The organism is Asanoa siamensis, from assembly GCF_016862555.1.
Classification (GTDB): domain Bacteria; phylum Actinomycetota; class Actinomycetes; order Mycobacteriales; family Micromonosporaceae; genus Asanoa; species Asanoa siamensis.
The window spans coordinates 18,222-42,360 of sequence record NZ_BONE01000019.1 but is presented as its reverse complement, the minus strand read 5'-3'; the positions used below and the strand labels follow the sequence as shown (position 1 = coordinate 42,360).

Genomic DNA, 24,139 nt, shown 5'->3' with positions numbered 1-24,139 from the left:
TTACGGGGAGTACCCATCGCCATTACTCTCTATATGCTGCGCTGATGGGTCCGTGGGGATTTGTCGGCCGTGCCGCAGAGCTCAACCGTCTCATCTCGACCGCCGAAGGCGGAAGGGGAAGAGGGCTCATATTCAGTGGCAGTGCGGGCATCGGCAAGAGCCGTCTCCTGCGCGAGGGCGTCAGCCAGCTACCCACCGATCGACTGGCCGTCTGGACGGCGTCGGCCAACCTCGCGACGGCCTCCCTGCCCTTCGGCGGGCTCGCCCAGGTGCTGCCCACCGACCAGCCGCCCGGCCTGACCGCGGCCGGCCTGCTGCGCTGGGCGGTCGAGGCGCTCAACCAGCAGGCCGCGGGGCGGCCGATCGTGCTCGCGATCGACGACGCGCACCTGCTCGACGCGTCGTCGTCGGCACTGGTCTACCTGATGGCCCGCGACGAGGGCGCCACCGTGCTCGGCACGCTGCGCAGCGGTGAGCAGTTCCCGCACCCGATCCGCGCACTGTGGACCGACGACCTGGTGGAGCTTGTCGAGCTCGAGCCGATGTCGGTCGACGACGTCAGCCGCATGCTGGTGCAGATGCTCGAGGGGGACGTCGACCACGCCAGCGCCGAGCGGCTGTGGCGGCTCTGCGAGGGCAACGCGCTGCTCCTGCGCGAGCTGGTGCTGGCCGCACAGAAGGCCGGCGAGTTCACCAAACAGTTCGGGGTGCACCGGTGGACGGGCCGGCTGGAGCTGGCGCCGAGCCTGTTCGACCTGATCGACGCCCGCATCGGCGAGCTGACGCCGGGCGTACGTACCGTCGTGGAGCTGGCCGCCCTCGGTGAGCCCATCGGCATCGACCTGCTGATCAAGGCGACCGACCCGGCCGACGTGGAAGTCGCGGAGGAACGCCAGCTCATCCGGGTCGTCAAGAGCGACCGGCGCAACAACATCCGGCTCTCCCACCCGCTCTACGGCGAGGTGGTCCGCCGCCGCTGCCCGGTGTCGCGCCAGCGCCGGCTCGAGGCGCAGCTCGCCGACCTGGTCGAGCAGGCCGGCGCCCGGCGCCGCGACGACCTGTTGCGGGTGGCGGTCTGGCGGCTCGACTCCGGCACCGCGCAGGACCCGATGCAGCTCCTGATGGCCGGTGCCCAGGCGTTCGCGGGCTTCGACGTGCCGCTGGCCACCCGGCTGGCCCGGGCCGCGCTCGACGCCGGCGGCGGGTTCGGCGCGGCCGAGCTGCTGTCCACGATGCTGATGTTCGGCGACCAGCCGGGCGACGCGCTGACCGTGCTCGACTCGGTCGACGAGCAGGCCACCTCCGCCGCCCTGCGGGCCCGCTGGCTGGTGGTCCGCGGCCTGGTCAGCTACTGGGGGCTCAGCCGCGAGGCGACACCCGACGAGCTGGCCGTGGAGGCCAAGGCGCTGTCCGACCCGGCCGACCAGTCCCGGGTGCGCTCGTTCGAGGCGATCATGCGCCTGCACAAGCTCGAGACCGGTGCCGCGCTGCGGATCGCGCGTTCGATCCTCGACCGCCCGGCCGCCCCGGTCGCCGCCCGTGGCCTGGCCCAGTGCATGATCGCCCACCTCCAGGCGGCCCAGGGCGAGTCGCGGGCGAGCGAGCGCGCGGTGGCCAGCGTCCAGGCCGACGCGCCGCTGTGGCGCACCGACATGCCCTACCTCCAGCTCGCGCTCGAGCTGGCCCGGGGCACCCGCCTGGCCCTGGTCGGCGACCTGGCCGGCATCGACGGGATCGTCGCCGACGAGTTCGCCGACCTGGCCGACGCCGGCGACTTCCGGCTCGGTTCCGGCTACCTGTCGATCCTGCGGGCGCAGGCGGCCCGGCTGCGCGGCCAGACCGGCGAGGCGCTGCGCACCAGCGTGCAGGCCTGCGCGGTGCTGGCGACCAGCCGGATCTACGCCGGTCTGGCCCACGCCGAGCGGGCCCGGGCGCACGCCCTGCGCGGCGAGGTCGACGAGGCGCGCGCCGCCATGGCCGACTCCGACGAGGCGCAGGCGCCGATCATGTCGATCCTCTACCCGTGGCGCGAGCAGGCGCGGGCTGCGGTCCTGGCGGTCGCCGACGACCTGCCCGGCGCGGCCGAGGTGCTCCGCCGGCTGGTCTGGCGGTTGCGCGGCGACGGCTTCGCCGGCCACGAGGTGCTGGCCCTGCACGACCTGGTCCGGCTGGGCCGGGCGACCGAGGCGATCGACTGGCCCGAGGAGCACCCCGCCGATCAGACGGTCGCCCAGCGCCTCGCCGAGCTCGCGGCCACGCTCGACGGCGACCTGCCGGGCATCATGTCGGCGCATGCCCAGGCCGCGGCCCGCCGGTCCGCCCCCGACCTGCTGATCACGGCTGACCTGTTCAAGTCCAAGGGCCTCTGGGTGTACGCCGCGGAGGCGGCCGCCGGTGCCGCCAACCGGTTCCGGGAGACCCGGGCGGCCGAGGCCAACTCCGCGACCCGCCTCATGAACGACCTGCTGAGCAACTGCGACATGCTGCGTACGCCCGCGCTCGGCCTGTCCCGACCGGCGCTGACCGACCGCGAGCGGCAGATCGCCAAGCTGGCCGCCGCCGGGGTGCCCAGCCGGGAGATCGCGGCGCAGCTCTTCCTCTCCACCCGCACCGTCGAGAACCACCTGCAACGCGTGTACGCGAAGCTCGGCATCGCCAGCCGCGCGGAGCTGGGCCCGGCGTTGCGGATGCTCCCCGACGCCTGAGTCTTAGTCTGGGGAGATGACCAAGGGCCACCCCGCTCTCCTCACCGACCACTACGAGCTGACCATGGTCAGCGCCGCGCTCAAGGACGGCACCGCCGACCGGCGGTCCGTCTTCGAGGTCTTCGCGCGGCGGCTGCCACCGGGCCGGCGGTACGGCGTGGTGGCCGGCACCGGTCGCCTGGTCGACCTGATCCGTTCGTTCCGGTTCGACCGGGACGAGCTCGACTACCTGCGGTCGCGGGACGTGGTCGACGCGGCGACGGCCGAGTGGCTGGCCAACTTCCGGTTCGGCGGCGACATCGAGGGCTACGCCGAGGGTGAGCTGTTCTTCCCCGGATCGCCCATCCTGACCGTCTCGGGCACGTTCGTGGAGTGTGTCCTGCTGGAGACGCTGGTGCTGTCGGTGCTCAACCACGACAGCGCGATCGCCGCGGCCGCCGCCCGCATGGTCACCGCCGCCCGGGGTCGCGGGCTGATCGAGATGGGCTCGCGCCGGGCGCACGAGGAGGCCGCGGTGGCCGCGACGCGGGCCGCGTACCTCGCGGGGTTCACGTCGACCTCGAACCTGGCGGCGGGCATGCGGTTCGGGATCCCGACGGCGGGGACGGCCGCGCACGCGTTCACGCTGCTGCACGACGACGAGGAGGCCGCGTTCGCCGCACAGGTGGCGACGCTGGGCAGGAACACCACGCTGCTCGTGGACACCTATGACATCGCGCAGGGCATCCGTACCGCGATCAAGGTCGCCGGGCCCGAACTGCGCGCGATCCGGATCGACTCGGGCGACCTGTCGGTGCTGGCGCAGCACTCGCGGGAGCTGCTCGACTCGCTGGGCGCGACCGAGACCAAGATCATCGTGTCCGGCGACCTCGACGAGTACTCGATCGCCGCGCTCGCCGCCGAGCCCGTCGACATCTACGGGGCCGGCACCTCCGTGGTCACCGGCTCCGGGGCGCCGACCGCCGGGTTGGTCTACAAGCTGGTCGAGGTCGACGGCCGGCCGGTGGTGAAGCGGTCCGAGCACAAGGCCACGATCGGCGGGCGGAAGACCGCGGTGCGCCGGCACAAGCCGACGGGCACGGCGATCGAGGAGATCGTCGTGTCGCAGGGCACACCCGATTCGCGTACGGGCGACCGGCGGTTGCAGATCCCCTACTTCGTGGGCGGCTCGCCGGTCGACGGGCTGCCGTCGCTCGCGGACTCCCGTGAGCACCTGCGGCAGGGGCTGATCTCGATCCCGTGGGAGGGGCTCAAGCTGTCCGCGGGCGACCCGGCGGTGCCCGTTACCGTCGTACCCGCGAGTTAGTGTTCTGGGCATGACCCGCGCACTGATCATCGTCGACACGCAGAACGACTTCTGCGAGGGTGGCTCGCTGGCCGTCGCCGGCGGGGCCGGGGTCGCGTCGGAGATCTCGCGCGCGCTGACCGGCCAGCCCGACCGGTGGGACCACGTGGTCGCCACCAAGGACTTCCATATCGACCCGGGTGCGCATTTCGACGACCAGCCCAACTTCGTCACCACCTGGCCGCCGCACACGGTGGTCGGCACGCCCGGCTCCGACTTCCACCCCAACCTCGACACCGGCCGCGTCGAGGCGATCTTCCACAAGGGGCAGCACGCGGCGGCCTACAGCGGCTTCGAGGGCCACACCGACGACGGTGTGGGCCTCGCCACCTGGCTGCACGACCACGACGTCGACGAGATCGAGGTGGTCGGCATCGCCACCGACCACTGCGTCCAGGCGACCAGCCTCGACGCGGCCCGGTTGGGCTTCGCGACGACCGTGCTGCTCGACCTGACGGCCGGTGTCATGACCGAGACCACGCAGGCCGCGCTCGAACGACTACGCGAGGCGGGCGTCACGCTCGTCGGCAAGCCCGTCGTGAACCCGGCGTGAGGCTGGCGCCCTACCGGGCGGTCCTGGGTCTGCCCGGGGTCCGCCCGCTGATCCTTGTCGCCATCCTGGCCCGCATCCCGTCGGTCGCCGCCGCGATCGCGCTCACCCTGCACGTGGTCGAGGAGCTCGAACGCGGCTACTTCGCGGCCGGCCTGGTCGCCACCGCGTCGACGGTGGGCGCCGCGATCGGGGCGCCGCTGCTCGGCCGCATGGTCGACCGCCGCGGGCTGCGCCCGGTGCTCGCGATCTGCACGATCACCGAGGGCGTGTTCTGGTCGGTCGCGGGCTCACTGCCCTACCCGGCGCTCCTGGTCCTCGCGCTGGTCGCGGGCGTGCTGATGCTGCCGGTCTTCTCGGTGGTCCGCCAGTCGCTGGCGGCGCTGGTGCCGGTGTCGCGGCGCCGCCCGGCGTACGCGCTGGACTCGATGTCGGTCGAGCTGTCCTTCATGGTCGGGCCGGCGCTGGCGGTCCTGCTCGCGACGTCGGTCTCGCCACAGGCGGCGATGTGGGCGGTCGGGCTGGGCGTCGTGCTCTCGGGCACGGCGCTGTTCGTCTTCAACCCGCCGGTCCGCGCGACCGACGAGGAGACGGTCGCCTCGACGGTGCGTCCACCGCGCCGCTCCTGGCTGTCGGCCCGCATGGTGGCGATCCTGGCGATCGCGGTGGCGACGACGATGGTGCTGGGCGGCACCGACGTCACGGTGGTCGCGGTCCTCCGCGAGGCCGATCAGATCGGTTGGACGGGCTTGGTGCTGACGCTGTGGGGCGTCTTCTCGCTGGTCGGTGGTTTCGTCTACGGGTCGCTGTCGAGGGTGCCGTCACCGCTGGTCCTGCTGACGGTGCTGGCCCTGGGCACGGTCCTGGTGGCGGTGGCGGGCCCACAGTGGTACCTGCTGGCGCTCCTGCTCATCCCCGCCGGCGCGCTGTGCGCCCCGGCGCTGGCGGCGGCGGCCGACGCGGTCAGCCAGTTGGCGCCGCCATCGGTCCGCGGCGAGGCGATGGGCTTGCACGGCTCAGCGATCACGGTCGGTTTGGCGCTGGGTGCGCCTCTCGCGGGTTGGGTGATCGACCTGACGGCGCCGCGCTGGGGGTTCGTGGCCACGGGGGTGGCGGGGTTGTTGATCGCGCTGGCGGTGCTGCCCGTCTATCTGATGCGCCGGCGTCCGCCGACGCCGGTGGAGCCGCTTCGGTCGGCCGAGCCGTCCCTGGTCACGGCGGACTAGCCACCGGTTCCCTGCCGGTGGGGTGGTCCGTTTCATCGATGAGCTCGGCTTGACCGACGAGCCCGGCTTGACGGCCGCGTCGAGATTGACCGAGGTCGTGGCTGCCGCGCCTGCTTTGCGGAGGGTTCGGCGCGGACGCGGCCATCTCGTTCTCCGCGTCGCGTCGACGGAGCCACGGTTTCCGGAAGGTCCGGGGGACGGTGCAGGGCGGCCTCCGCCGGCGTGCGTCGCGGTGATCGACCGAAACCTGATCGCCGTGGGGGACGGCGGCCGGTGATACTCGCCGTCATGGTCTTTGCGGATGATGGGTGTGAGATCTGGACCGCCGAGGCCGGATCGGGGACGCCCGTCATTCTTTGCCATGGTGGGCCTGGGTTGTGGGACTACTTCGACGACGTGGTCCGGCTGTTGGGTGACGGGGTGCGGGCCGTTCGGTGGGATCAGCGCGGCTGCGGTCGTTCGGCTGGCGACGGGCCGTACACGATCGCTCGCTTCATCGCCGACCTCGACGCCGTGCGGGTGTCGTGCGGCGTTGAGCGTGTCCATCTGCTCGGGCATTCCTGGGGCGCGACGCTCGCGCTGCGCTATGCCCTCGTGCATCCGGAGCGGGTCGCGAGTCTGAGCTATGTGTCCGGCACCGGCGTCGACCCCGACTCCACCTGGAAGCCGACGTACGCCCGCGAGGTGCTGCGGCGGATCGGTGCGGACGCACCGCGGTGGCAGGAACTCGAGAGCCGCGACCGGACGCCCGGGGAGGAGCGGGAGCATGCGGTGCTGCAGTGGACGACCGACTTCGTCGACCCGGCTACGGCGCGGGAGCGGGCGGAAGAGTTCGCGACGCCATGGTGGGGCATCAACTACGTGTGTTCGGCGGCGATCAACGGTGAGGCCAAGCGGTTTCTGGTCGACAACGACGTGCCGGCGCTCTGCCGTTCGCTCGCCGTGCCGACCCTCATTGTCGACGGCGACCGGGACCTTCGGCCCCGGTGGGCCGTCGACTCGCTGGAACGATCCCTGCCCGACGTCCGCCGGGTGACCCTCGCCGGCGCGGGCCACATTCCGTGGGCCGAAGACCCGGCGGGCTTCCGCGCCGCCGTGCTCGGGTTCCTGGCCTCACGCGACGGCGGCGCGTCCTAACCGGACACGGGTGTCGGGCGGCGGGAGACCGCGCGGTACTTGGCCGGGGGCATGCGGAAGCGGGTCACGAACGCCTGGCGGAGGGCCTCGGCCGAGCCGAAACCCGAGCGGGTCGCGATCTCCGGCATCGGGAGGTCCGTCGAGTCGAGCAGGCGGGCCGCGGCGTCGACGCGGGCGCAGCGGACGTAGCGGGCCGGTGGCTCGCCCAACTCGCGGAGGAACAGGCGGGTCAGGTGGCGCGGGCTGACGCCGACCGCGTCGGCGAGGCGGGCCGTGGACAGGTCCGTGTCGAGGTGGGTGACGATGTGGTCGACCGCGCGGCGGACCACGTCGTTGTCGGGGGCGGGCGGTGACACGTACACACTCATCTGGGCCTGGTTGCCTGGTCTCTGCAGGTAGGTGACCAGATCGCGGGCCACCTGGCGGGCCAGGTCGGGGCCGTGGTCCTCCTCGACGAACGAGAGCGTCAGGTCGAGGGCGCTCGTCACGCCGGCCGCGGTCGCGACCTGGCCCTCGCGGATGAAGATCGGGGCCGGGTCCACGCGGACGTCGCGGTAGCGGCGGGCCAGCCGCGGCGCGAACCGCCAGTGGGTGGTCGCGCGGCGGCCGTCGAGGAGGCCGGTGGCGGCGAGTACGGTCGCGCCGGTGCAGACCGACGCCACCCGACGGCTCTCCCTTGCGAGGCGGCGGAGGTGCGCGACCACTAGCGCGTTCTCGGCGGCGGCCTCGTGCCCGAAGCCACCGGAGACGATGACCGTGTCGAGGGGGCCGGTCAGCCGCTCCAGGGTCAGTTGCGCCTCGACGACAAGGCCGCTGTCGCAGCGGATCGGGCGGCCGCCGGGCGTCGCGAGCGAGACCCGGTAGCCGGGCTGAAGCCGACCGATCGCGTTGGCCAGCCCGAAGGTCGACGTGACGCAGGCGATGTCGAGCAGTTCGGCGCCGTCGTACCCGACCATGACGATGTGCCGCTCGTCCATATCCCCGACCTTAGGCCGCCGAACCCAGGGTTTCGGACCGGCCTGTCGCGCACCGTTCCGGATGGCGGGCCGCCGCTGGCACGGTCGTCGCATGACTTCGACGACGACCGGTGAGACCCCGTCGCTGCCACGGTGGCTCGCCCACCGCTGGCCCACCCTGGCCGCGATCCCGATCATCGCGGCGTCGTTCTACAACCTGGCGGACGTACGCGGCCTGGCGTTCCTGCTCGTGCTGTCGCCGCTCGGCTACCTCGTGCCGGCTTCTCTCAACCGCCGATCCGTGACCTGGCCCGCCGTGCTCATCGGGTCGGTGGTGGTCGCGCCGTTGAAGATCCTGGACCTGAACATCGCGTACGCGATGCTGGTGGCTTCGGTGGTCTTCGTCGTTCTCGGCATCGTGCGGCGCGCGCCGGGGTTCGGGATCCAGGCAGCCGCGGCGGTGCTGTTCGCGGTGGTCGCGGTGGTAGCGCTCGAGGCGGGGTCGATTGTCCTGGCCGGGGTGCTGATCGCGGTGGGGTTGCTGGCCCATGCGGCGTGGGACGTCTACTACCACCGGGCGGATCGGGTGGTGCCGCGCTCGTACGCCGAATGGTGCGCGGTCGTGGATGTTGTTCTGGGCGTTGCCGCCGTCATCCTGATCTTCTAGCCGGTCCCGTCGGTGTCCAATCGTGCGGCAACCCAGGCCCGACGGTCTGGGTCGACGGGCGGGTGGTGTTCCCCTGACAGGGATGAGCAGCCCGACGGCGGGGACCGCGACCGCCAGCGGGGCACACGCCTCTGGCTGGGAAGGCGACCTCGCCCCGGCGGATCGGGCGGCCGGCCATGGCGAGCGGTCTCGCCACGCCAGTGGTCGAGGTCGCGGCGGGTCAGGGTGGCGCCGTCGGCGAGCGCCCAACGCAGCCGGTTCATGACGAGGTGTCCCGCGCCGCTCCGGAATTGCCGCCGAGTAAATCGGCGCAGGGACGTTCTTTCGGCCGCGAGCGTCAGGCGCTCGTCACGCCTTGGGCGAGCGCATGGTGCCGAAAAAGCGGCGCGCCGCCCCCGTACCCGGAGGCGGCGCGCCGCTTTTCTCAGCCTTTAGCGGTCGACGTTCGTCGAGGTGTCTTCCTCGTAGCTGGCACCGTGGTCGGACTCGCTGGTCAGCGGCTTGGCGCCGCCCTCCGGCGGGCCGGCGACCGAGCGGCCGGCCGCCAACTCCGGGAACTTCAGGTCGAACGCGGGGCGCTCGGAGCGGATGCGGGGCATCCGGTCGAAGTTGCGGAGCGGCGGCGGGGACGAGGTGGCCCACTCGAGCGAGTTGCCGTAGCCCCACGGGTCGTCGGCGAGCGCCACCGGGCCGGCCTTGTAGGACTTCCAGCAGTTGTAGATGAACGGCAGCGTCGAGATGCCCAGGACGAACGCGCCGATCGTGGAGATCTCGTTGAGCGTGGTGAAGCCGTCGCTGGGGCGGTAGTCCGCGTACCGCCGGGGCATGCCCTCGTTGCCCAGCCAGTGCTGCACCAGGAACGTGGTGTGGAAGCCGATGAAGGTCAGCCAGAAGTGGATCTTGCCCAGGCGTTCGTCGAGCATCCGGCCGAACATCTTCGGGAACCAGAAGTAGATGCCCGAGTAGACGGCGAACACGATCGTGCCGAAGAGCACGTAGTGGAAGTGCGCGACGACGAAGTACGAGTCGGAAACGTGGAAGTCGACCGGCGGGCTCGCGAGCAGGACGCCGGTGAGACCGCCGAAGAGGAACGTCACCAGGAAGCCGACCGCGAACAGCATCGGTGTCTCGAAGCTCAACTGGCCGCGCCACATCGTGCCGATCCAGTTGAAGAACTTCATACCGGTGGGTACGGCGATCAGGAAGCTGAGGAAGCTGAAGAACGGCAGCAGCACCTGGCCGGTGGCGAACATGTGGTGCGCCCACACGCTCATCGACAGCGCCGCGATCGCGATGGTGGCGCCGACCAGGCCCTTGTAGCCGAAGATCGGCTTGCGGGAGAAGACCGGGATGACCTCAGAGATGATGCCGAAGAACGGCAGCGCGACGATGTAGACCTCGGGATGGCCGAAGAACCAGAAGAGGTGCTGCCACAGCATGGGCCCGCCGGTTTCGGGGGCGTACACGTGGGCGCCGAGGATCCGGTCCGCCGCCAGGGCGAACAGCGCTGCCGCCAGCAACGGGAAGACCATGATGACCAGCAGGCTGGTGACCAGGATGTTCCAGGTGAAGATCGGCATCCGGAACATGGTCATGCCGGGGGCACGCAGCGTCAGGATCGTCGTGATCATGTTGACGCCACCGAGGATCGTGCCCAGACCGGAGATGGCCAGACCGACGATCCACATGTTGGCGCCGACACCCGGCGTGTGCTCGATGTCGCTCAGCGGCGTGTAGGCGAACCAACCGAAGTCGGCCGCGCCGCCCGGGGTGAAGAAGCCGCCGAGGGCGATCGAGCCACCGAACGCGTACAGCCAGTAGGCGAAGCTGTTCAGTCGCGGGAACGAGACGTCCGGCGCACCGATCTGCAGCGGCACCACGAAGTTCGCGAACGCGAACACGATCGGCGTCGCGAAGAACAGCAGCATGATCGTGCCGTGCATCGTAAAGAGCTGGTTGTACTGCTCCGGCGACAGGAACTGCATCCCCGGTCGGGCGAGCTCGGCGCGCATCAGCAGCGCCATCACCCCACCGATGAGGAAGAACGCGAAGCTCGTGACCATGTACATGATCCCGATCTGCTTCGCGTCCGTCGTGCGCAGCAAACGCGCGAAGGCCGAGCCCTTCACCGGCTGGCGGACCGGCCATGGCCGAGTCACGATCGGCTTCGGTGCAACGGTGGTCACCACACGCCTCCGCAATGTCGTCTGTGTCGGAGGCAGAATAGTCCTCGCATCTCAAGGCGCCCTCGTTGGGTGGTGAAAACCTCTCCTGATACCCGCGCTGGCGGGGGTGGGTCGGGGGTCGGTTAGTGGTCGTTCCGAGTGCTGGTTACGGAGTGCTGGCGGGACGTCACGGAGTGGGGTCGTCGGGCACCTTGAGCAGGGTGCTTCGTTGGTTGCCGTCACGGCGCGAGGCCGGTGGCCTGGCGGGCCCTTGTGGCCGTCGTCGGCGACCGGCCGAGGCCGCGCAACCTGCGCCGGCGGACCGCGGCCCGGATCTCGGCCCGCTAGGCCGGGTCTACCAGCAGGCGGTAGTGCTCCCGGAAGATGCGGTCGCCGCGGCCCCGGAGGAGGGGGTCGCGCAAGGCCGGTGCGACGTCGCGGGTGCGGTCGCGGTCGCGGGTGCGGTCGAGGACCCATTTCGTGCGCGGGCGGCGGCGGCTCTCGTACCGGCGAAGTGCCTCCGGCATCGAACTCGCCGCGGTGAGTGCCTCGGCGAGGACCACGGCATCCTCCAACGCCATCGCGGCACCCTCGGACAGGGTTGGCGAGGTGGCGTGGGCCGCGTCGCCGACCAGCACCGCCGGGCCCCGGGACCAGCAGGCGATCTCGACCTCGTCGGTCAGGGCGACCTGCACCTTGTCGACCGCGTCGAGGATGTCGGGCACGGGTTCGCCGAAGCCGGCGAAGACCTCGCGGAGCCGGGCGAGCGCGTCGTCGGGCGGGCTGGTGCCGGGCTCGTCGGCGTAGAGGTAGAGCCGGCCGTCACCCATCGGCGTGACCACGAAGGCCGTCTGGCGGCCGAGCAGGGCCGTCCAGTCGGTGATCGGCGGGCCACCCGAGACGACGCTGCGGTAGACCACCTGGCCGACCGGGCGGGCCGGACCACCGAGGGCGGCGAGGGCGCGGACTGAGGACTTGCGCCCGTCTGCACCCACGACCAGGTCGTACGTCGCGACCGAGCCGTCACCGAACGTCGCCACGGCCGCACCGTCGGCATCGGAGTCGAGGCGAGCCAGGGCGGTGTCGTAGCGGACTTCCCCGCCGACCGACGCGAGCAGCACCCGCTGAAGCTCGGCGCGGGGCAGGCCGCGGCACTCACCGACCCCCGCCCAGAGTTTGCCCAGGTCGACCTCGCAGAGCTCGCTGCCGTGCTCGTCGAGGAAGCGCTGCCGCTCGACCACGTCGCCGAGCGACTGGACGGCCTCGTCCAGGCCGAGCTCACGCAGGGCGCGGGCGGCGTTGCCGGGCAGGAAGATGCCGGCACCCGGGACGGTGGTGGCGGGCAGCTTCTCGATGACCTCGGGGCGGTAACCAGCCAGGCGCAGCGCCCGGGCCACGGCGAGACCAGCGATGCCGGCGCCGACGACGAGGACGCGCAGCGTAGACGGGAGCATGTGGACGAAGCCTCCGAGGCTGTCGAGGGGCCACGCACTGAAGCCAGAACATTACTCGCTGTCCGGACCTCTATCCAGCGCCAGAAACGTGGACTAATGTCGATGGAAGCGCTCCCATCCCGTCTCTCGACATCGGAAGGAGCAGCATGCGCCGTCTTGTCCGAGCCGCCGTGACCGCCGCCCTGGTCGCGAGCGGCATGTTCGCCGTGGCGTCGCCGGCCCAGGCCGACACGCAGATCTGCGAGCAGTACGGCTCGACCACCATCCAGGGCCGATACGTGGTGCAGAACAACCGCTGGGGCTCGAGCGCGCAGCAGTGCATCAACGTCACGGACACCGGCTTCAGCATCACCGCCCAGCAGGGCTCGGCCGCCACCAACGGCGCGCCGCTGTCGTACCCGTCGGTCTTCGTCGGTTGCCACTACACCAACTGCTCGCCGGGGACGAACCTGCCGATGCAGGTAAGCCGGATCAGCAGCGCCACCTCGTCGATCAACTACACGTACGCCAGTGGCACCTACAACGCGTCCTACGACATCTGGCTCGACCCCACGCCACGAACCGACGGGGTCAGCCAGATGGAGATCATGATCTGGTTCAACCGCCAGGGCCCGATCCAGCCGATCGGCAGCGTCGTCGGTTCCGCGACGGTGGGCGGCCGGACCTGGGAGGTCTGGCGCGGCAGCAACGGCGCCAACAACGTCATCTCGTACGTGGCGCCCTCGCCGATCAGCTCGTGGAACTTCAGCGTGCTGGACTTCATCGCGGACGTGCGGTCGCGCGGTGCCATCACCAACTCGTGGTATCTGACCAGCATCCAGGCCGGATTCGAGCCATGGAACGGCGGCGTCGGTCTCGGCGTGAGCAGCTTCTCGGCGGCGGTGAACGGCGGCGGCACCGGTCCCGGACCGGACACCCAGGCACCGTCGGCTCCCGGCCAGCCGACCGCCGGCGCCGTGACCGCGTCCAGCGTCGCGCTCTCGTGGTCGGCCGCAACCGACAACGTCGGCGTGACCGGCTATGACGTCTATCGCCAGCAGGGCACGGGCACGGCCACCCTGATCGGCAGCAGCACGGGCACGTCCCTGACCGCGAGCGGGTTGTCCGCCTCCACGGCGTACACCTTCTCGGTTCGCGCCCGTGACGCCGCCGGCAACGTCTCGGCCGCCTCGCCAGGCCGTACCGTGACGACGTCGGGCTCCGGCAGTGGCGGATCCGGCTGCCGGGTGCGCTATGCGGCCAACACCTGGAACAACGGGTTCACCGCGGACGTCACGGTGACCAACACCGGCACCGGGACCATCAACGGTTGGACGCTGACCTACACCCTCCCGAGCGGCCAGGCGATCACCAGCAGTTGGAACGCCACGGTGACCAGCTCCGGGTCGGCGGTCACGGCGCGCAACCTGGCGTGGAACGGCACGCTGGCCGCCGGCGCGAGCACGAGCTTCGGCTATCAAGGCACGCACGGCGGCGGCTATTCGTCGCCATCCGCGTTCACGCTCAACGGCTCGGCCTGCACGGTCGGCTGACCCGTTGACGGCGCCGGTCGCGGGCGCCCCGGCCCGGCCGTTGTGGCTGTGCCGATCCGCGACCGGCGCACGCGTTCGTGCGTTGGATGACGAAGCCGTTCGTGCCGCCCCGCGCGCCCCAGGATCCTGGTTACCACCGTTCGCGTACACGTTGGCCGTCTGCGCGGGAAAATCCGGCCGTCGCAGACTCGCGTCGCCGAGGCTTTGTTGGCGGCACTGAACGGACGGCTGCCTGGAAACCGCCAGCGACGCTCGCGCCTGGCACCTCAGTGCCGCGACCCGTAGACCACGAGCCGATGCCGCGGCTCGAACCCGCCGGCTAGCCGGACGCGGCATCGTATGCCTCCGTGAGCCAGGCCCGGACCTGGTCGTCGACCTGGCCGGCGTTGGTCAGGGCGACCACGCTGGTGGTCAGGTCGGCCGACGTCCGCATGGTGCGCCGAATGCGGTCGCTGTCGATCGCGTGCGGAAGCACCAGCATCAGGTCGACCGCGCGGGCTCGTGGGCGTACCTCGGCCAGCGTGCGCTCGGTCTTGAGAAACACGCCGATCCGGACGGCGTCGGTGTGGACCGGGCCTAGGTCTTCGACGTGCGCGAGGATGGCGTCGAAGATCAGCCGCCACTCGGGCCGATGCGGCGCGAACGTCTCGTCGACCGTGCCCGCGGGCACGCAGACGTGCCACTGGTTGCTGCGGCCGAACTCACGCTCACAGGACGGACAGGTCCACCTGCTCATCTCCCTGCACCTCTCTTCGGGCGAGTGCCACGGCCACGCCGTCGAGCAGCAGGCGCAGGCCGGACTCGAAAACCGCTTCGATGTCGTAGTCGAAACCGTGCTCCGCGACGTAGCGCAGACCGCTCGATCCCTCGCTCGCCGAGCTGAGCACCGCCTCGATCTCGTTGCCGTGCATGTCGGCCCACTGGTCGTTGGTGACGCCCGTGTCCTCCCGGGCGCGTAGCTCGGAGTCGAGGCTCAGCGCGCTCGCCCGGACGTGGCCGAACAGGGACAGGTGGATGTGCATCATCTCGTCGACGTCGAAGCCCAACTCCCGTAGCGTGCCGAGGCTCCACTCCGAGTAGGGCATCAGGTTGGGGAGCAACTGCGGGCGAGTCAGCGAGAGCGGGTCGGCCGCCCACGGGTGTGCGGCGAACGACCGCCACATCTGGCGCGCCGCCGTCTCGAGTCGGGCGCGCCAGTGGCCGGGTAGGTCCTCCGGGAGCGGGGCTTCGCCGAAGACCGCGTCGATCATCGCCAGGACCAGCTCATCCTTGCCCGGCACGTGACGGTAGAGCGACATCGTCGCGACGCCCAGGTCAGCGGCCACGCGCCGCATCGTGAGCATCGAGAGGCCCTCGGCATCGGCGATCGCTATGGCCGAACTGACCACCCGCTCGCGGTTGAGCTCCACATCGGAGGGTTTACGCGTCCGAACCGCCGCCGGAGTGTGGAAGCCGCCGGCGCGCGCTGGCACGTCGGGCTCGATGACCACCTCGATCGGGGCGCTTCCGCGGTCGATGACGATGCTGCCGGATCCTGAGCGGGTCTCGACCACGCCTGCGTCACGGAGTGCGACGATCACCTTGGTCGCGGTCGCCATGGCGACACCCCAGTCCCGCGTGATCTCGCGGGTCGACGGGATGCGGTCGCCGGGAGCGAACTCACCGCGCGCGATGCGGTCCTGGATCTCCGCCGCGATCCGCCGGTAGGGCGCTTCTTCCACCATGGCCGCCTCCTCTGCACTAGTGCACGGGAACCGTATCACGTGCTGAGCTAGTGCGCTATACAACGTAAGCAGGCTGTTGTACGGTGTACGCGTCCCACCGTACAGGGGAGGCTGACCATGAACGTCCTCATCTCGGGCGCCGGCATCGGCGGGCTCGCGCTCGCACACTGGCTGGGCCGGCACGGCATCGACGCGACCGTCGTCGAGCGTGCCCCCGCCCTACGCTCCGGCGGCCAGGCCATCGACATCCGCGGCGCCGCCCGCACGGTCGTCGACCGGATGGGCATCCTCGACGCCATCCGCGCTAAACACACCGGAACACACGGCATCATGTACGTCGATCGTCGGGGCGCACCTGTCGCGCGCATGGCCGGCGAGGACTTCGGCGACTCCGGTGGAGTGGTGGCCGAGATCGAGATCCTCCGCGGCGACCTGGTGCGGATCCTGCACGAGGCGGCCCCGGCCGCCACCTATCTCTTCGACGATCACATCACCGCGCTCCGCGACGGCCCCGACGGCGTCACCGCCACCTTTAACCATGCGTCGCCGCGCACCTTCGACGTGGTGGTCGGCGCCGACGGTCTGCGCTCGGGCGTGCGCCGGTTGGCCTTCGGCGGCGACCGGCAGACCGTCCGGGACCTGGGTATGTACACCTCGTTCTTCGCTGCCCATACCTCGCTCGACCTGGACGGGTGGGAGATGATGTACAACCTCCCGGCCGGCAACGGCGTCGGCGGGCGGGTCCTGCTGCTCTACCCGGTGGGCCGCACGGGCGAGGTCCGCGCGATGTTCTCCTGGTTCTCGCCCGCGCTCGGCCACGACCGCCGCGACACGACGGCCCAGAAGGCGCTCGTCGCCGACGTGTTCGCCGGCGCGGGCTGGGAGATCCCGCACCTGATCGAGCAGATGTGGCCCGCCGACGACTTCTACTTCACCCGCAGCGGCGCCACCAACCTCGACCGCTGGTCACACGGGCGCATCACCCTCCTCGGCGACGCGGCGTTCGCCGGCTCGCTCGGCATGGGCACGAGCATGGCGCTGGTGGGTGCCTACACGCTGGCCGGCGAGTTGGCCAGCACGCCAGACCCGGTGGCGGCGTTCAGCCGCTACGAGGCGGGCATGCGCGACTACGTCACCCGCAACCTCAAGCGACCACCTGGCGGCGACCGCGGCTTCGCCCCGGGGTCCCGAGCCGGCATCTGGTTCCGCAACCAGGTCATCCGCACGATGACCAAGCTGCCGGGCAAGAGCGCGATGACCGGCAACCTCCAGGCCGCGGCCAACGCCATCACCCTGAAGGACTACCCGACGACCCGAGACCCCCTAGCGATCCCGAACCCACGCTAAGGCGTCCCGCAGGACGCCAAAGCCGCCGCGCGGCTGGAGGCGGGCGTAGGCGCTTGGGCGCAGGTCGGCTGGGGCCGCAACGCTGGGCCGCAGGCGCAGCGGGCCGGGCGCGGTGGCCGAGCGGGCCGCAGGCCGGGCGCGGTAGCCGAGCGGGCCGCAGGCCGGGCGCGCGGCGGGCCGGGTGCGCCGCGGACCGTTCGCGGCGGCCGGGCGCGGTGGCCAGGCGCGCCGCAGGCCGGGCGCTGTGGCCGAGCGGGCAGCGCGTCAGGCGCCGCAGGCCAGCGCGCGCCGCAGGCCAGCGCGCGCCGCAGGCCTGCGCGCGCGGCGGCTGGCAAGTTCCGCGCCGGCGCGCAGCCAATTGACCGAACTGGGGCGCTGTCAGCGCCACCCAGTGCGGCCACTCTCAACGCCAAAGGAGGACCGTTAATGGCCCAGGGCGTCGATGGCCGCCATCTCCTCGTCCGTGAGCTCGAACCCGAACACGTCGCCGTTGGAGCGGATGCGGGCCGGTGTTACCGACTTCGGGATGACAACGACTCCATGTTGGATGTGCCAGCGGACGACTACCTGGGCGGGTGACACGCCGTGGGTTTCGGCGATGCGGGTCAAGGTCTTGTCGCCCAGCCGGGTGGTTTTGAAGGGGCTGTAGCCCTCGAGCACGACGCCGCGTTCGTGGTGGCCCTGCACCTCTGCCTTGTCGTAGAGGCGGGGGCCCCACTTGATCTGGTTGACCGCCGGGGCTTCGCCCGTTTCGGCGATCAGTTCGTCGATCTGGGCGAGCGAGTAGTTGCTGACGCCGATCGTGCGGGTCTGGCCGGCGTCGCGGATCTCGATCAGGCGGCGCCAGAGGTCGACCAGGTCGCCGCGCGTCGGGGGCCAGTGGATGAGCCACAGGTCGAGTTGGTCGACGCCCAGCATGCGCAGGCTCTCGTCGATCGTGCGTTGTTCGCGGCCTACCCGTTCAGCAGGGAGTTTGGTGGTGATGAAAATGTCCTCACGGGGAACCGCGCTCTCGGCGATCGCCCGGCCGACCAGGTCCTCGTTGCCGTATGCGGTGGCCGTGTCGATCAGGCGGTACCCGGCGTCGAGGGCCGCCGACACGGCCCGGTGCGCGCTCTCGCCGTGTGCCTGCCAGGTGCCGAAGCCGAGCAACGGCATGCGCACGTCGCCGGGGAGCTTCACGGTTGGTTGTGCGGTCGATGAGGTCATGACCTTCCCTACCCGTCCATCCGGATGGCATACCCCGTCGGCGGCGATGCGCTGCGGCGGGCCATCCCGGACAATATCGCCATGCCCGACCGGCTGGAGGAATACCGCCGCAAGCGTGACGCCGGACGCACGCCCGAACCAGTGCCCGAAGCGGCCCCAGCGCCCGCGACAGCGGCCGGCGACCGGTTCGTCATCCAGCAGCACCACGCCCGCGCGCTGCACTGGGACCTGCGGCTCGAGCGCGACGGCGTTCTCGTCTCCTGGGCCGTCCCCCGCGGCCTCCCCCGCGACCAGGTGCGCAACCACCTCGCCGTGCACACCGAGGACCACCCGATGGAATACCTGACGTTCCACGGCGACATCCCGGCCGGGGAGTACGGCGGCGGCCGGATGAAGGTCTTCGACACCGGCACCTACGAGACCGAAAAATGGAAGCCCGACGAGGTCATGTTCACCCTCCACGGCTCCCGGGTCTCCGGCCGCTACGTCCTGTTCCGCACCGGGCGGCCCGAGCCCGGCAAGCGCGAGGACTGGATGATCCGGCGCATGTCGCCCCCGCCGGACGGGTGGGAGCCGATCCCCGACCTGATCAGGCCCACGCGTCCCACGCCCACGACGAGCGGGCTGCCCGACAGCGACGACGAGTGGGCCTTCGAGATGCGCTGGGACGGCACCCGCGCGGTCGCCTACGTCTCCGGTGGCCGCGTCCGCCTCACCTCGATCTCCGACCAGGACATCAGCGCCGCCTATCCGACGGTCAGGGAGATCGGCCCCACCCTCGCACCGACGGAAGCCGTCCTCGACGGGGAGATCGTCGCCTTCGACCGGCAGGGCCGCGTCCGGCCCGCCCCCACCACGGCGGCCGGGCGCCGGCCGCCGCCGGGGCTGACCATCAGCTACCTGATCTACGACTTGCTCTGGCTCGAAGGCAGAAGCACCGTCGACCTCCCGTACACCCAGCGCCGGGAACTGCTCGACGGTCTGACCCTGTCCGGACCCGCCTGGCAGACCCCGCCCTCGTTCGTCGGCGGCGGCGAGTTCGCCCTCGCCGCCGCCGAAGAACAGGGCCTACCCGGCGTCATAGCCAAACGCCTGGACGCCCCCTACACCCCGGGCCGCCGCACACCGGACTGGCTGCGGGTCGACACGGTATAAAGCGACACAGCTACGCGGCGGGCGGCTCGTCCTGGCCGCTCTCCTCCAGCCGGTCCGCCTCCTCCTTGGTCCGGTGCACCGCGTCCACCGAGTGCTCCGGCGGCCCGTACACCGTGTAAAGCACCAACGGGTTGGGTCCCGTGTTGACGAAGTTGTGCTTGGTGCCCGCGGGGACGAAGACCAGATCCCCCGGGTTGACCGGCTTCCGCTCCCCGGCCACCCGGGCCTCCCCGACCCCGCTGACGAAGGTCAGGAGCTGGTCCGTGTGCTCGTGGACCTCCTCCCCGATCTCCCCGTCCGGCGGGATGGTCATGATGACGAGTTGCGTGTGCTTGCCGGTCGCCAGCACCCGGCGGAAATCGGGGTTCTTCTCGGCGACCGTGGCGATCGTGAAGTGCTCCATGCCCCATCCATACCCGTCCGATTAATCGCACGAACGAGGTTTGGCACATCCATTCACCGGGCAGCCAACTCCGTAACCAGGTCCCTGTCGATGTACTGCCCCCGGGCTGCATCGGTGGGAGACGGTAAGACTCCCGACCGCGGCGGGCACCGGCGCCGCGGTGCGGGAGTTTTAACGTCCGCCGTTCGGCTCATGGACCCAAGCCACGCACCGCGATTGACTGCACGCGGGGCGGCATTGATGGGCGACGGTGGGGTCGACGTCCGGCCGGCGGCGGGCACGGGCCCGGCCGGCCGATACGCCCACGTCATCGAACTCGACCGCGACCCCGACTGGACCCCGCCCGAGCCACGCCCGTGGAGCACCCGCACCCGCGTCATCGCCGGCACGCTCGCTGCCGCCGTCGCCGCCGGCGTCTACTTCGCCGGGATCGCCCGCCCCACCACTCTGGCGCCGGCCTTCCAGCGGATCGGCATCGCCGAGGCGATGGCCCTGGACACCACAAGGGCGTACGTGTCGGGCAACAACCGGGTACGCGCGTACCGGCTCAGCGACGGCGGCAAACTCTGGTCCCACCGCGTCGTCGGCCTCTCCACGCTGCAGACCCTCGACGGCGACCGGCTCGCCATCGCCACCGTCGACGTCGGCCAACGCCCCACGGTCGAGGTCCTCGACGCCGCGACGGGCGCTGTCCTGTGGAAACGGCAGACCCGCTTCGTCGCCCACGCCGCCGACGTCCTGGTCGTCAGCGGTCCGCTGGCCGGCGACACCGTCCCGCTGCGCGGCCTGCGGATCCAGGACGGCAGTCCACGCTGGACCGTCGCGATGGACCCCACCACGACGGTCGCCGGCATCACCGGCCCGCTGCGCACCGACCAGGTCGAGGTGTCACCCGGCCACCTGCGGGTCCGCGACCTCACCAGCGGCCGGATCGTCGTCGACGTCGCGCGCGCGAGCCCGGCCGCCACCAGCGCCGCCGTCGTCGGCGGCACGGCGCTCGTCGTCGACGACCGCGACATGATCGACGCGTACGACACGGGCGACGGCCGTTGGCTCTGGCGCATCCCCAGCCCGGTGTACGGGATCTTCTCCGCGTTCGGCGACTGCGGCCGCTACGTCTGTCACATCAACGACCGCGGCACGGTCGCCCTGGACCGGCTCACACGGCCGCAGCGCGTGGAAGGCCGACAAGCGCTACCTGAGTGTGCCGGTCGACGAGGAGCACATGTTCGTCGCGGAGACCTTCGACGGATTCCACGGACCGGGTACGGCGGTCGTCGACCCCCGCAACGGCACCGTCCGGGCCGAGACCAGCCCGTGGCGGGCCCTCGGCGTGATCGACGGCGCGGAGCTCCTCGTCTGGCGCCACGACGGCCCGCGACAGGAGCTGCTCGGATTCTTCGACGCTTACTCCGGGCGTACCCGCATCATCGGTCGGGCCGACGACTGGGTCGCCCCGCCCACCTGCGTGACCAGCCCCCGCCACGTGCTCTGTGGCAACACCTTCGAGTTCGCCGTCTGGCCGCGCTGAGATCCCGGCGAACACCCGAAGTCCCCCAAAGGAAGGACAAAGTGGAGGCGTCCGCCAGATGCCTGCAATCATCGCATTTCCCGTGTCTTTTTCTCCTCTGGAGTGTCATGAACAGCCAGTCGCTGGCGGCCGAGTTCGCGAACCGTACCTCTGGCTTCTGGGACTACATGACGCGCGAATCGCTGGCCGAATGGGTGCTCCGCGCCGACGTCGAACCGCAGCCCTTCGGCGCGCTGCCGACCGCGGTCCCCCGACTACCCGGCCTGATCCGCGCGATCAACGACGCCGACGCCAAGAGCCTGCGCGAGGTGGCGCTGGGCATCGCGGGCATCGTCATCCGCACCACGGTGCCGGCCGCCGCCGAGTCCGCCGGCCAGCACTGGCTGCTCACCCCGTACGCGAACGGCGCGGAGCGCTGGTTCCGGCTGACCGTCGGCATGTGCTGGGCGGCCGAGGTGAGCTACTTCGACGATGGCCGCATCACGACCGCGTTCCGGATGGCCGAGTCCCCCATCCGCCGCGCCCTCGCCGACGGCTCGCTGCGCGCCGAGGACCTGACCAAGTTCGGCATCGCCAAACGCACCAGCGACCTGCGTACGTTCGCCGAGGACGCGATCGTCTACCACTGCCCCGACATCGACGGCCTCCTCTGGTTCCTCGACCAGCCCCCGGTCGCCGAGGCGATCCGCCTGATGAACGCGCGCCTGGTCGCCACGGGCCAGTTCGCGTGGCGGAAGAGCTACGACCCGGACCTGGCGGACGAGGCGTGGGCCGCCGCGGAGGCCCTCTCACTGCCCGACCCGCTCGACCTGCCGGTCCCGATCCCCAACCAGGCGCACGTCTGGACCGGGGCGCAGACCCGGGCCCCGGCGGACATCGCGGACCTGACCATGAACGTGAACGAGCAGACGGGCTACACGGGCCGCGAGACACCGGGCGCGTTCCCGGAGTGGCAGGCCGTGAACCCGGCCGCCCACGAGGCCGCCCGCGACGAGCACGACCGTCTGCTCGTCCTGCTGATGACCAGGCTCAACGAGATCGGCATCAAGCCGTTCCAGCCGACCACCCCGCGGGTCGACCTCGCCTGGCGCGGCCCCGACGGCCGCCTGCACATCGCGGAGGCGAAGAGCGTCCTCGGCCCGACGGAGGCACACCGGCTCCGCCTCGGCCTGGGTCAGATCCTCGACTACCGGCACCGCCTGGACACCGACGGCCGCCCGCGGGCGTACGTCCTGGTCACCAGCCTCGAGGACCGCGCCTGGCACGCCATCTGCGCCCAGGCCGGCGTCCGCCTGCTGGTCGCGAACGAGTCAGCGGCCTGGAACCTCGTCTAGCGTCACGCTCCATGGACCACGACCTGGCGGCGCTGACCGCCCGCCTCGCCGCGTTCGCCGACGACCGCGACTGGGCCCAGTTCCACACCCCGAAGAACCTCGTCATGGCGCTGGCGGGCGAGGTCGGGGAGCTCACCGCCGAGTTCCAGTGGCTGACCGCCGCACAGTCCGCGACGATCATGACGGACGACGAACGGGGCGACCGGGTACGCGCCGAGATCGGCGACGTCATGATCTACCTGACCCGCCTGGCGGCGGTGCTGAACATCGACCTCATCGCCGCGGCGCACACGAAGCTTGACGATTCCGCGCGGCGCTACCCGCCCGACCGGGTCCGCGGCTCCGCCGACAAGGCGCGCTAGCGGCCCGAGAACAGCCGACGGACGCCGAGACCCGCGAGTTTCTCGCGGGTCTCCTGCGTGCCGTGCGTTCTCCCGACGTGCGTTACGCGTCGGGCTTGTAGTGGCCGCGGCTGGTTGCGTCCACGAAGGACTGCCAGGCCGCGGGGCTGAAGGTGAGGACGGGGCCGGTCTTGTCCTTCGAGTCGCGGACGCCGATCTCGCTGCCCAGCGTTGCCCATTCGACGCATCCGCCGTTGGCACCGCTGTAAGTCGACTTCGTCCAGGTGACTACTTCGTCACTCATTGTACAACTCCTCCGAGAGCGCCCGGATTGCGCGAGTCGATTGTGCACTGTCCAAAGCGCTCTCGGAAGCGCTGAGCCAGATCGACTCGTACATATCCACCTCTCGGGTCTTGTCGAGGTAGAGCGCGCCCGTCGGGCCGTCGCTGTAAACCGTCGGTGGCTCCGGTTCGCGACCACGCTGTTCCGGGAAGTCGAGAATCGCGAAACCGCCCCCCGACGCCCAGCGGTGCAGCCCCGCGGAGAACGGCAACAACCGGACCGCCACGTTCGGCATCTCGTTGGCGTCGGCCAGGTGCCGCAACTGTCCCGCCATCGCCGAGCGGTCCCGCAGCGAGCGCATCAACACCGCCTCGCTGATGATCACCTCCAGCGACGGAGGCGCCGGCACGCGGCGGACCAACAGGTTCTGCCGCTCCATCCGGACCGCCAGCCGCCGTTCGTGTTCCTCGGGGCCGAGATCCGGGTGGTCCAGGGCGATCACTTCCCGCGCGTACGCCTTGGTCTGCAACAGCCCGGGCACCACATCGGTCTGGAGATCACGAATTCGCCGGGCCGCCGACTCGAGGCCCACATACAACTCGAACCAACTCGGCAACGCGTCCCCGTACGACTGCCACCAGCCTTTCGCCTTCGTCTCCCGAGCGAGGGCCATCAGCACTTCGGTAAGCTCGGCGGAGGCCCCATAGAGATCGCACATGGCCTTGACATCGAGAGCGCGCATCCCCACCGCGCCGTTTTCGATGCGCCAGATCCGCGGTGTCGACCATTCCAGCGCATCGGCCGCCGCTTTGACCGTGACCTGGGCATCTTCGCGAGCCCTTCTCAGGTATCGGCCGAGCTGTCGACGCGGAACCGTCGAACCGTGGTCTTCGGACGGCATGTTCGTTCCTTCCCCGAACAGCATTTCCGTAGTGGACACCCGCAGATCATTGCGTCTTCATCCCGCGTGGGCGGAATTCTGCTCCGTAACATTGCGTTTGGGAAGGGCCAAGCCCAACATTCAACACATGACCCGTCGGAAGCGGCGAAATCCACCGGCAGTCAGGGGGGCGCA

At 70.9% G+C, this 24,139-nt stretch carries 20 protein-coding genes; 11 read left to right on the top strand and 9 right to left on the bottom strand.

Annotated features, from left to right (window positions below; all coding sequences use genetic code 11):
- Positions 1-44: 44 nt before the first annotated feature.
- From Asi02nite_RS42310 to Asi02nite_RS13740, 5 genes are all read left to right on the top strand, one after another.
- Entirely contained in the window at positions 45-2,705 is a 2,661-nt protein-coding gene (locus tag Asi02nite_RS42310) for a LuxR C-terminal-related transcriptional regulator (RefSeq protein WP_203713058.1), read from the top strand.
- A gap of 16 nt (positions 2,706-2,721) precedes the next feature.
- Positions 2,722-4,011, top strand: a complete 1,290-nt coding sequence (locus Asi02nite_RS13755) for a nicotinate phosphoribosyltransferase (protein WP_203713057.1) — start codon at positions 2,722-2,724, stop codon at positions 4,009-4,011.
- A gap of 10 nt (positions 4,012-4,021) precedes the next feature.
- A complete protein-coding gene (locus tag Asi02nite_RS13750) occupies positions 4,022-4,603 on the top strand; it encodes an isochorismatase family protein (RefSeq protein WP_203713056.1) in 582 nt (193 codons plus the stop codon).
- The gene (locus Asi02nite_RS13745) at positions 4,600-5,826 is read left to right on the top strand and encodes an MFS transporter (RefSeq protein WP_203713055.1); all 1,227 of its coding nucleotides are present in this window, start codon (positions 4,600-4,602) and stop codon (positions 5,824-5,826) included. Before Asi02nite_RS13750 ends, Asi02nite_RS13745 begins: the two co-directional genes overlap by 4 nt.
- A 288-nt stretch (positions 5,827-6,114) precedes the next feature.
- The gene (locus Asi02nite_RS13740; protein WP_203713054.1) at positions 6,115-6,963 is read left to right on the top strand and encodes an alpha/beta fold hydrolase; all 849 of its coding nucleotides are present in this window, start codon (positions 6,115-6,117) and stop codon (positions 6,961-6,963) included.
- On the opposite strand, the gene Asi02nite_RS13735 is transcribed toward Asi02nite_RS13740, so the two are convergent.
- Complete coding sequence (locus tag Asi02nite_RS13735; protein ID WP_203713053.1) at positions 6,960-7,940, bottom strand: GlxA family transcriptional regulator; 981 nt, start codon at positions 7,938-7,940, stop codon at positions 6,960-6,962. The genes Asi02nite_RS13740 and Asi02nite_RS13735 overlap by 4 nt on opposite strands.
- 91 nt (positions 7,941-8,031) lie before the next feature.
- Here Asi02nite_RS13735 and Asi02nite_RS13730 point away from each other — a divergent pair, with 91 nt between their 5' ends.
- Positions 8,032-8,586: a hypothetical protein gene (locus Asi02nite_RS13730; RefSeq protein ID WP_203713052.1), complete on the top strand. Its 555-nt coding sequence runs from the start codon at positions 8,032-8,034 to the stop codon at positions 8,584-8,586.
- 431 nt (positions 8,587-9,017) lie between these two features.
- Here Asi02nite_RS13730 and ctaD read toward each other — a convergent pair whose 3' ends face one another.
- Positions 9,018-10,772: an aa3-type cytochrome oxidase subunit I gene (ctaD, locus tag Asi02nite_RS13725; protein WP_203713051.1), complete on the bottom strand. Its 1,755-nt coding sequence runs from the start codon at positions 10,770-10,772 to the stop codon at positions 9,018-9,020.
- Positions 10,773-11,095: 323 nt separating this feature from the next.
- Positions 11,096-12,205 (bottom strand): FAD-dependent monooxygenase, encoded by a 1,110-nt coding sequence (locus Asi02nite_RS13720; protein WP_203713049.1) that lies wholly within the window; start codon positions 12,203-12,205, stop codon positions 11,096-11,098.
- Between the two features lie 146 nt (positions 12,206-12,351).
- Between Asi02nite_RS13720 and Asi02nite_RS13715 the strand changes: the two genes are divergently transcribed.
- Complete coding sequence (locus Asi02nite_RS13715; protein WP_203713047.1) at positions 12,352-13,737, top strand: GH12 family glycosyl hydrolase domain-containing protein; 1,386 nt, start codon at positions 12,352-12,354, stop codon at positions 13,735-13,737.
- Positions 13,738-14,056: 319 nt separating this feature from the next.
- Here the strand turns inward: Asi02nite_RS13715 and Asi02nite_RS13710 are convergent, their stop codons facing one another.
- Both Asi02nite_RS13710 and Asi02nite_RS13705 read right to left on the bottom strand, forming a co-directional pair.
- Positions 14,057-14,473: a DUF5655 domain-containing protein gene (locus Asi02nite_RS13710; RefSeq protein ID WP_203713045.1), complete on the bottom strand. Its 417-nt coding sequence runs from the start codon at positions 14,471-14,473 to the stop codon at positions 14,057-14,059.
- Positions 14,445-15,461 carry a TetR/AcrR family transcriptional regulator C-terminal domain-containing protein gene (locus Asi02nite_RS13705; RefSeq protein ID WP_203713043.1) on the bottom strand — a complete coding sequence of 339 codons (1,017 nt, stop codon included), beginning with the start codon at positions 15,459-15,461 and terminating at the stop codon, positions 14,445-14,447. The genes Asi02nite_RS13710 and Asi02nite_RS13705 overlap by 29 nt, the downstream gene beginning before the upstream one ends.
- 117 nt (positions 15,462-15,578) lie before the next feature.
- Here Asi02nite_RS13705 and Asi02nite_RS13700 point away from each other — a divergent pair, with 117 nt between their 5' ends.
- Complete coding sequence (locus tag Asi02nite_RS13700) at positions 15,579-16,808, top strand: FAD-dependent monooxygenase (RefSeq protein ID WP_203713042.1); 1,230 nt, start codon at positions 15,579-15,581, stop codon at positions 16,806-16,808.
- Between the two features lie 423 nt (positions 16,809-17,231).
- Here Asi02nite_RS13700 and Asi02nite_RS13695 read toward each other — a convergent pair whose 3' ends face one another.
- A complete protein-coding gene (locus Asi02nite_RS13695) occupies positions 17,232-18,218 on the bottom strand; it encodes an aldo/keto reductase (protein ID WP_239126708.1) in 987 nt (328 codons plus the stop codon).
- Between Asi02nite_RS13695 and Asi02nite_RS13690 the strand changes: the two genes are divergently transcribed.
- Entirely contained in the window at positions 18,099-19,172 is a 1,074-nt protein-coding gene (locus Asi02nite_RS13690) for a DNA polymerase ligase N-terminal domain-containing protein (RefSeq protein ID WP_203713041.1), read from the top strand. The two genes, Asi02nite_RS13695 and Asi02nite_RS13690, sit on opposite strands and share 120 nt — an antisense overlap.
- Positions 19,173-19,182: 10 nt before the next feature.
- Here the strand turns inward: Asi02nite_RS13690 and Asi02nite_RS13685 are convergent, their stop codons facing one another.
- Positions 19,183-19,575, bottom strand: coding sequence for a cupin domain-containing protein (locus Asi02nite_RS13685; RefSeq protein WP_203713040.1), 393 nt, complete (start codon positions 19,573-19,575; stop codon positions 19,183-19,185).
- Between the two features lie 240 nt (positions 19,576-19,815).
- On the opposite strand from Asi02nite_RS13685, the gene Asi02nite_RS13680 reads away from it, so the two are divergent.
- On the top strand, positions 19,816-22,440 hold the full coding sequence (locus tag Asi02nite_RS13680; protein ID WP_203713039.1) for an outer membrane protein assembly factor BamB family protein: 2,625 nt from the start codon (positions 19,816-19,818) through the stop codon (positions 22,438-22,440).
- Between the two features lie 11 nt (positions 22,441-22,451).
- Positions 22,452-22,802, top strand: coding sequence for a nucleotide pyrophosphohydrolase (locus tag Asi02nite_RS13675; protein ID WP_203713038.1), 351 nt, complete (start codon positions 22,452-22,454; stop codon positions 22,800-22,802).
- A gap of 82 nt (positions 22,803-22,884) precedes the next feature.
- On the opposite strand, the gene Asi02nite_RS13670 is transcribed toward Asi02nite_RS13675, so the two are convergent.
- Complete coding sequence (locus Asi02nite_RS13670) at positions 22,885-23,085, bottom strand: DUF397 domain-containing protein (RefSeq protein ID WP_203713037.1); 201 nt, start codon at positions 23,083-23,085, stop codon at positions 22,885-22,887.
- On the bottom strand, positions 23,078-23,965 hold the full coding sequence (locus Asi02nite_RS13665; protein WP_203713186.1) for a helix-turn-helix domain-containing protein: 888 nt from the start codon (positions 23,963-23,965) through the stop codon (positions 23,078-23,080). Before Asi02nite_RS13665 ends, Asi02nite_RS13670 begins: the two co-directional genes overlap by 8 nt.
- Positions 23,966-24,139: the final 174 nt, after the last annotated feature.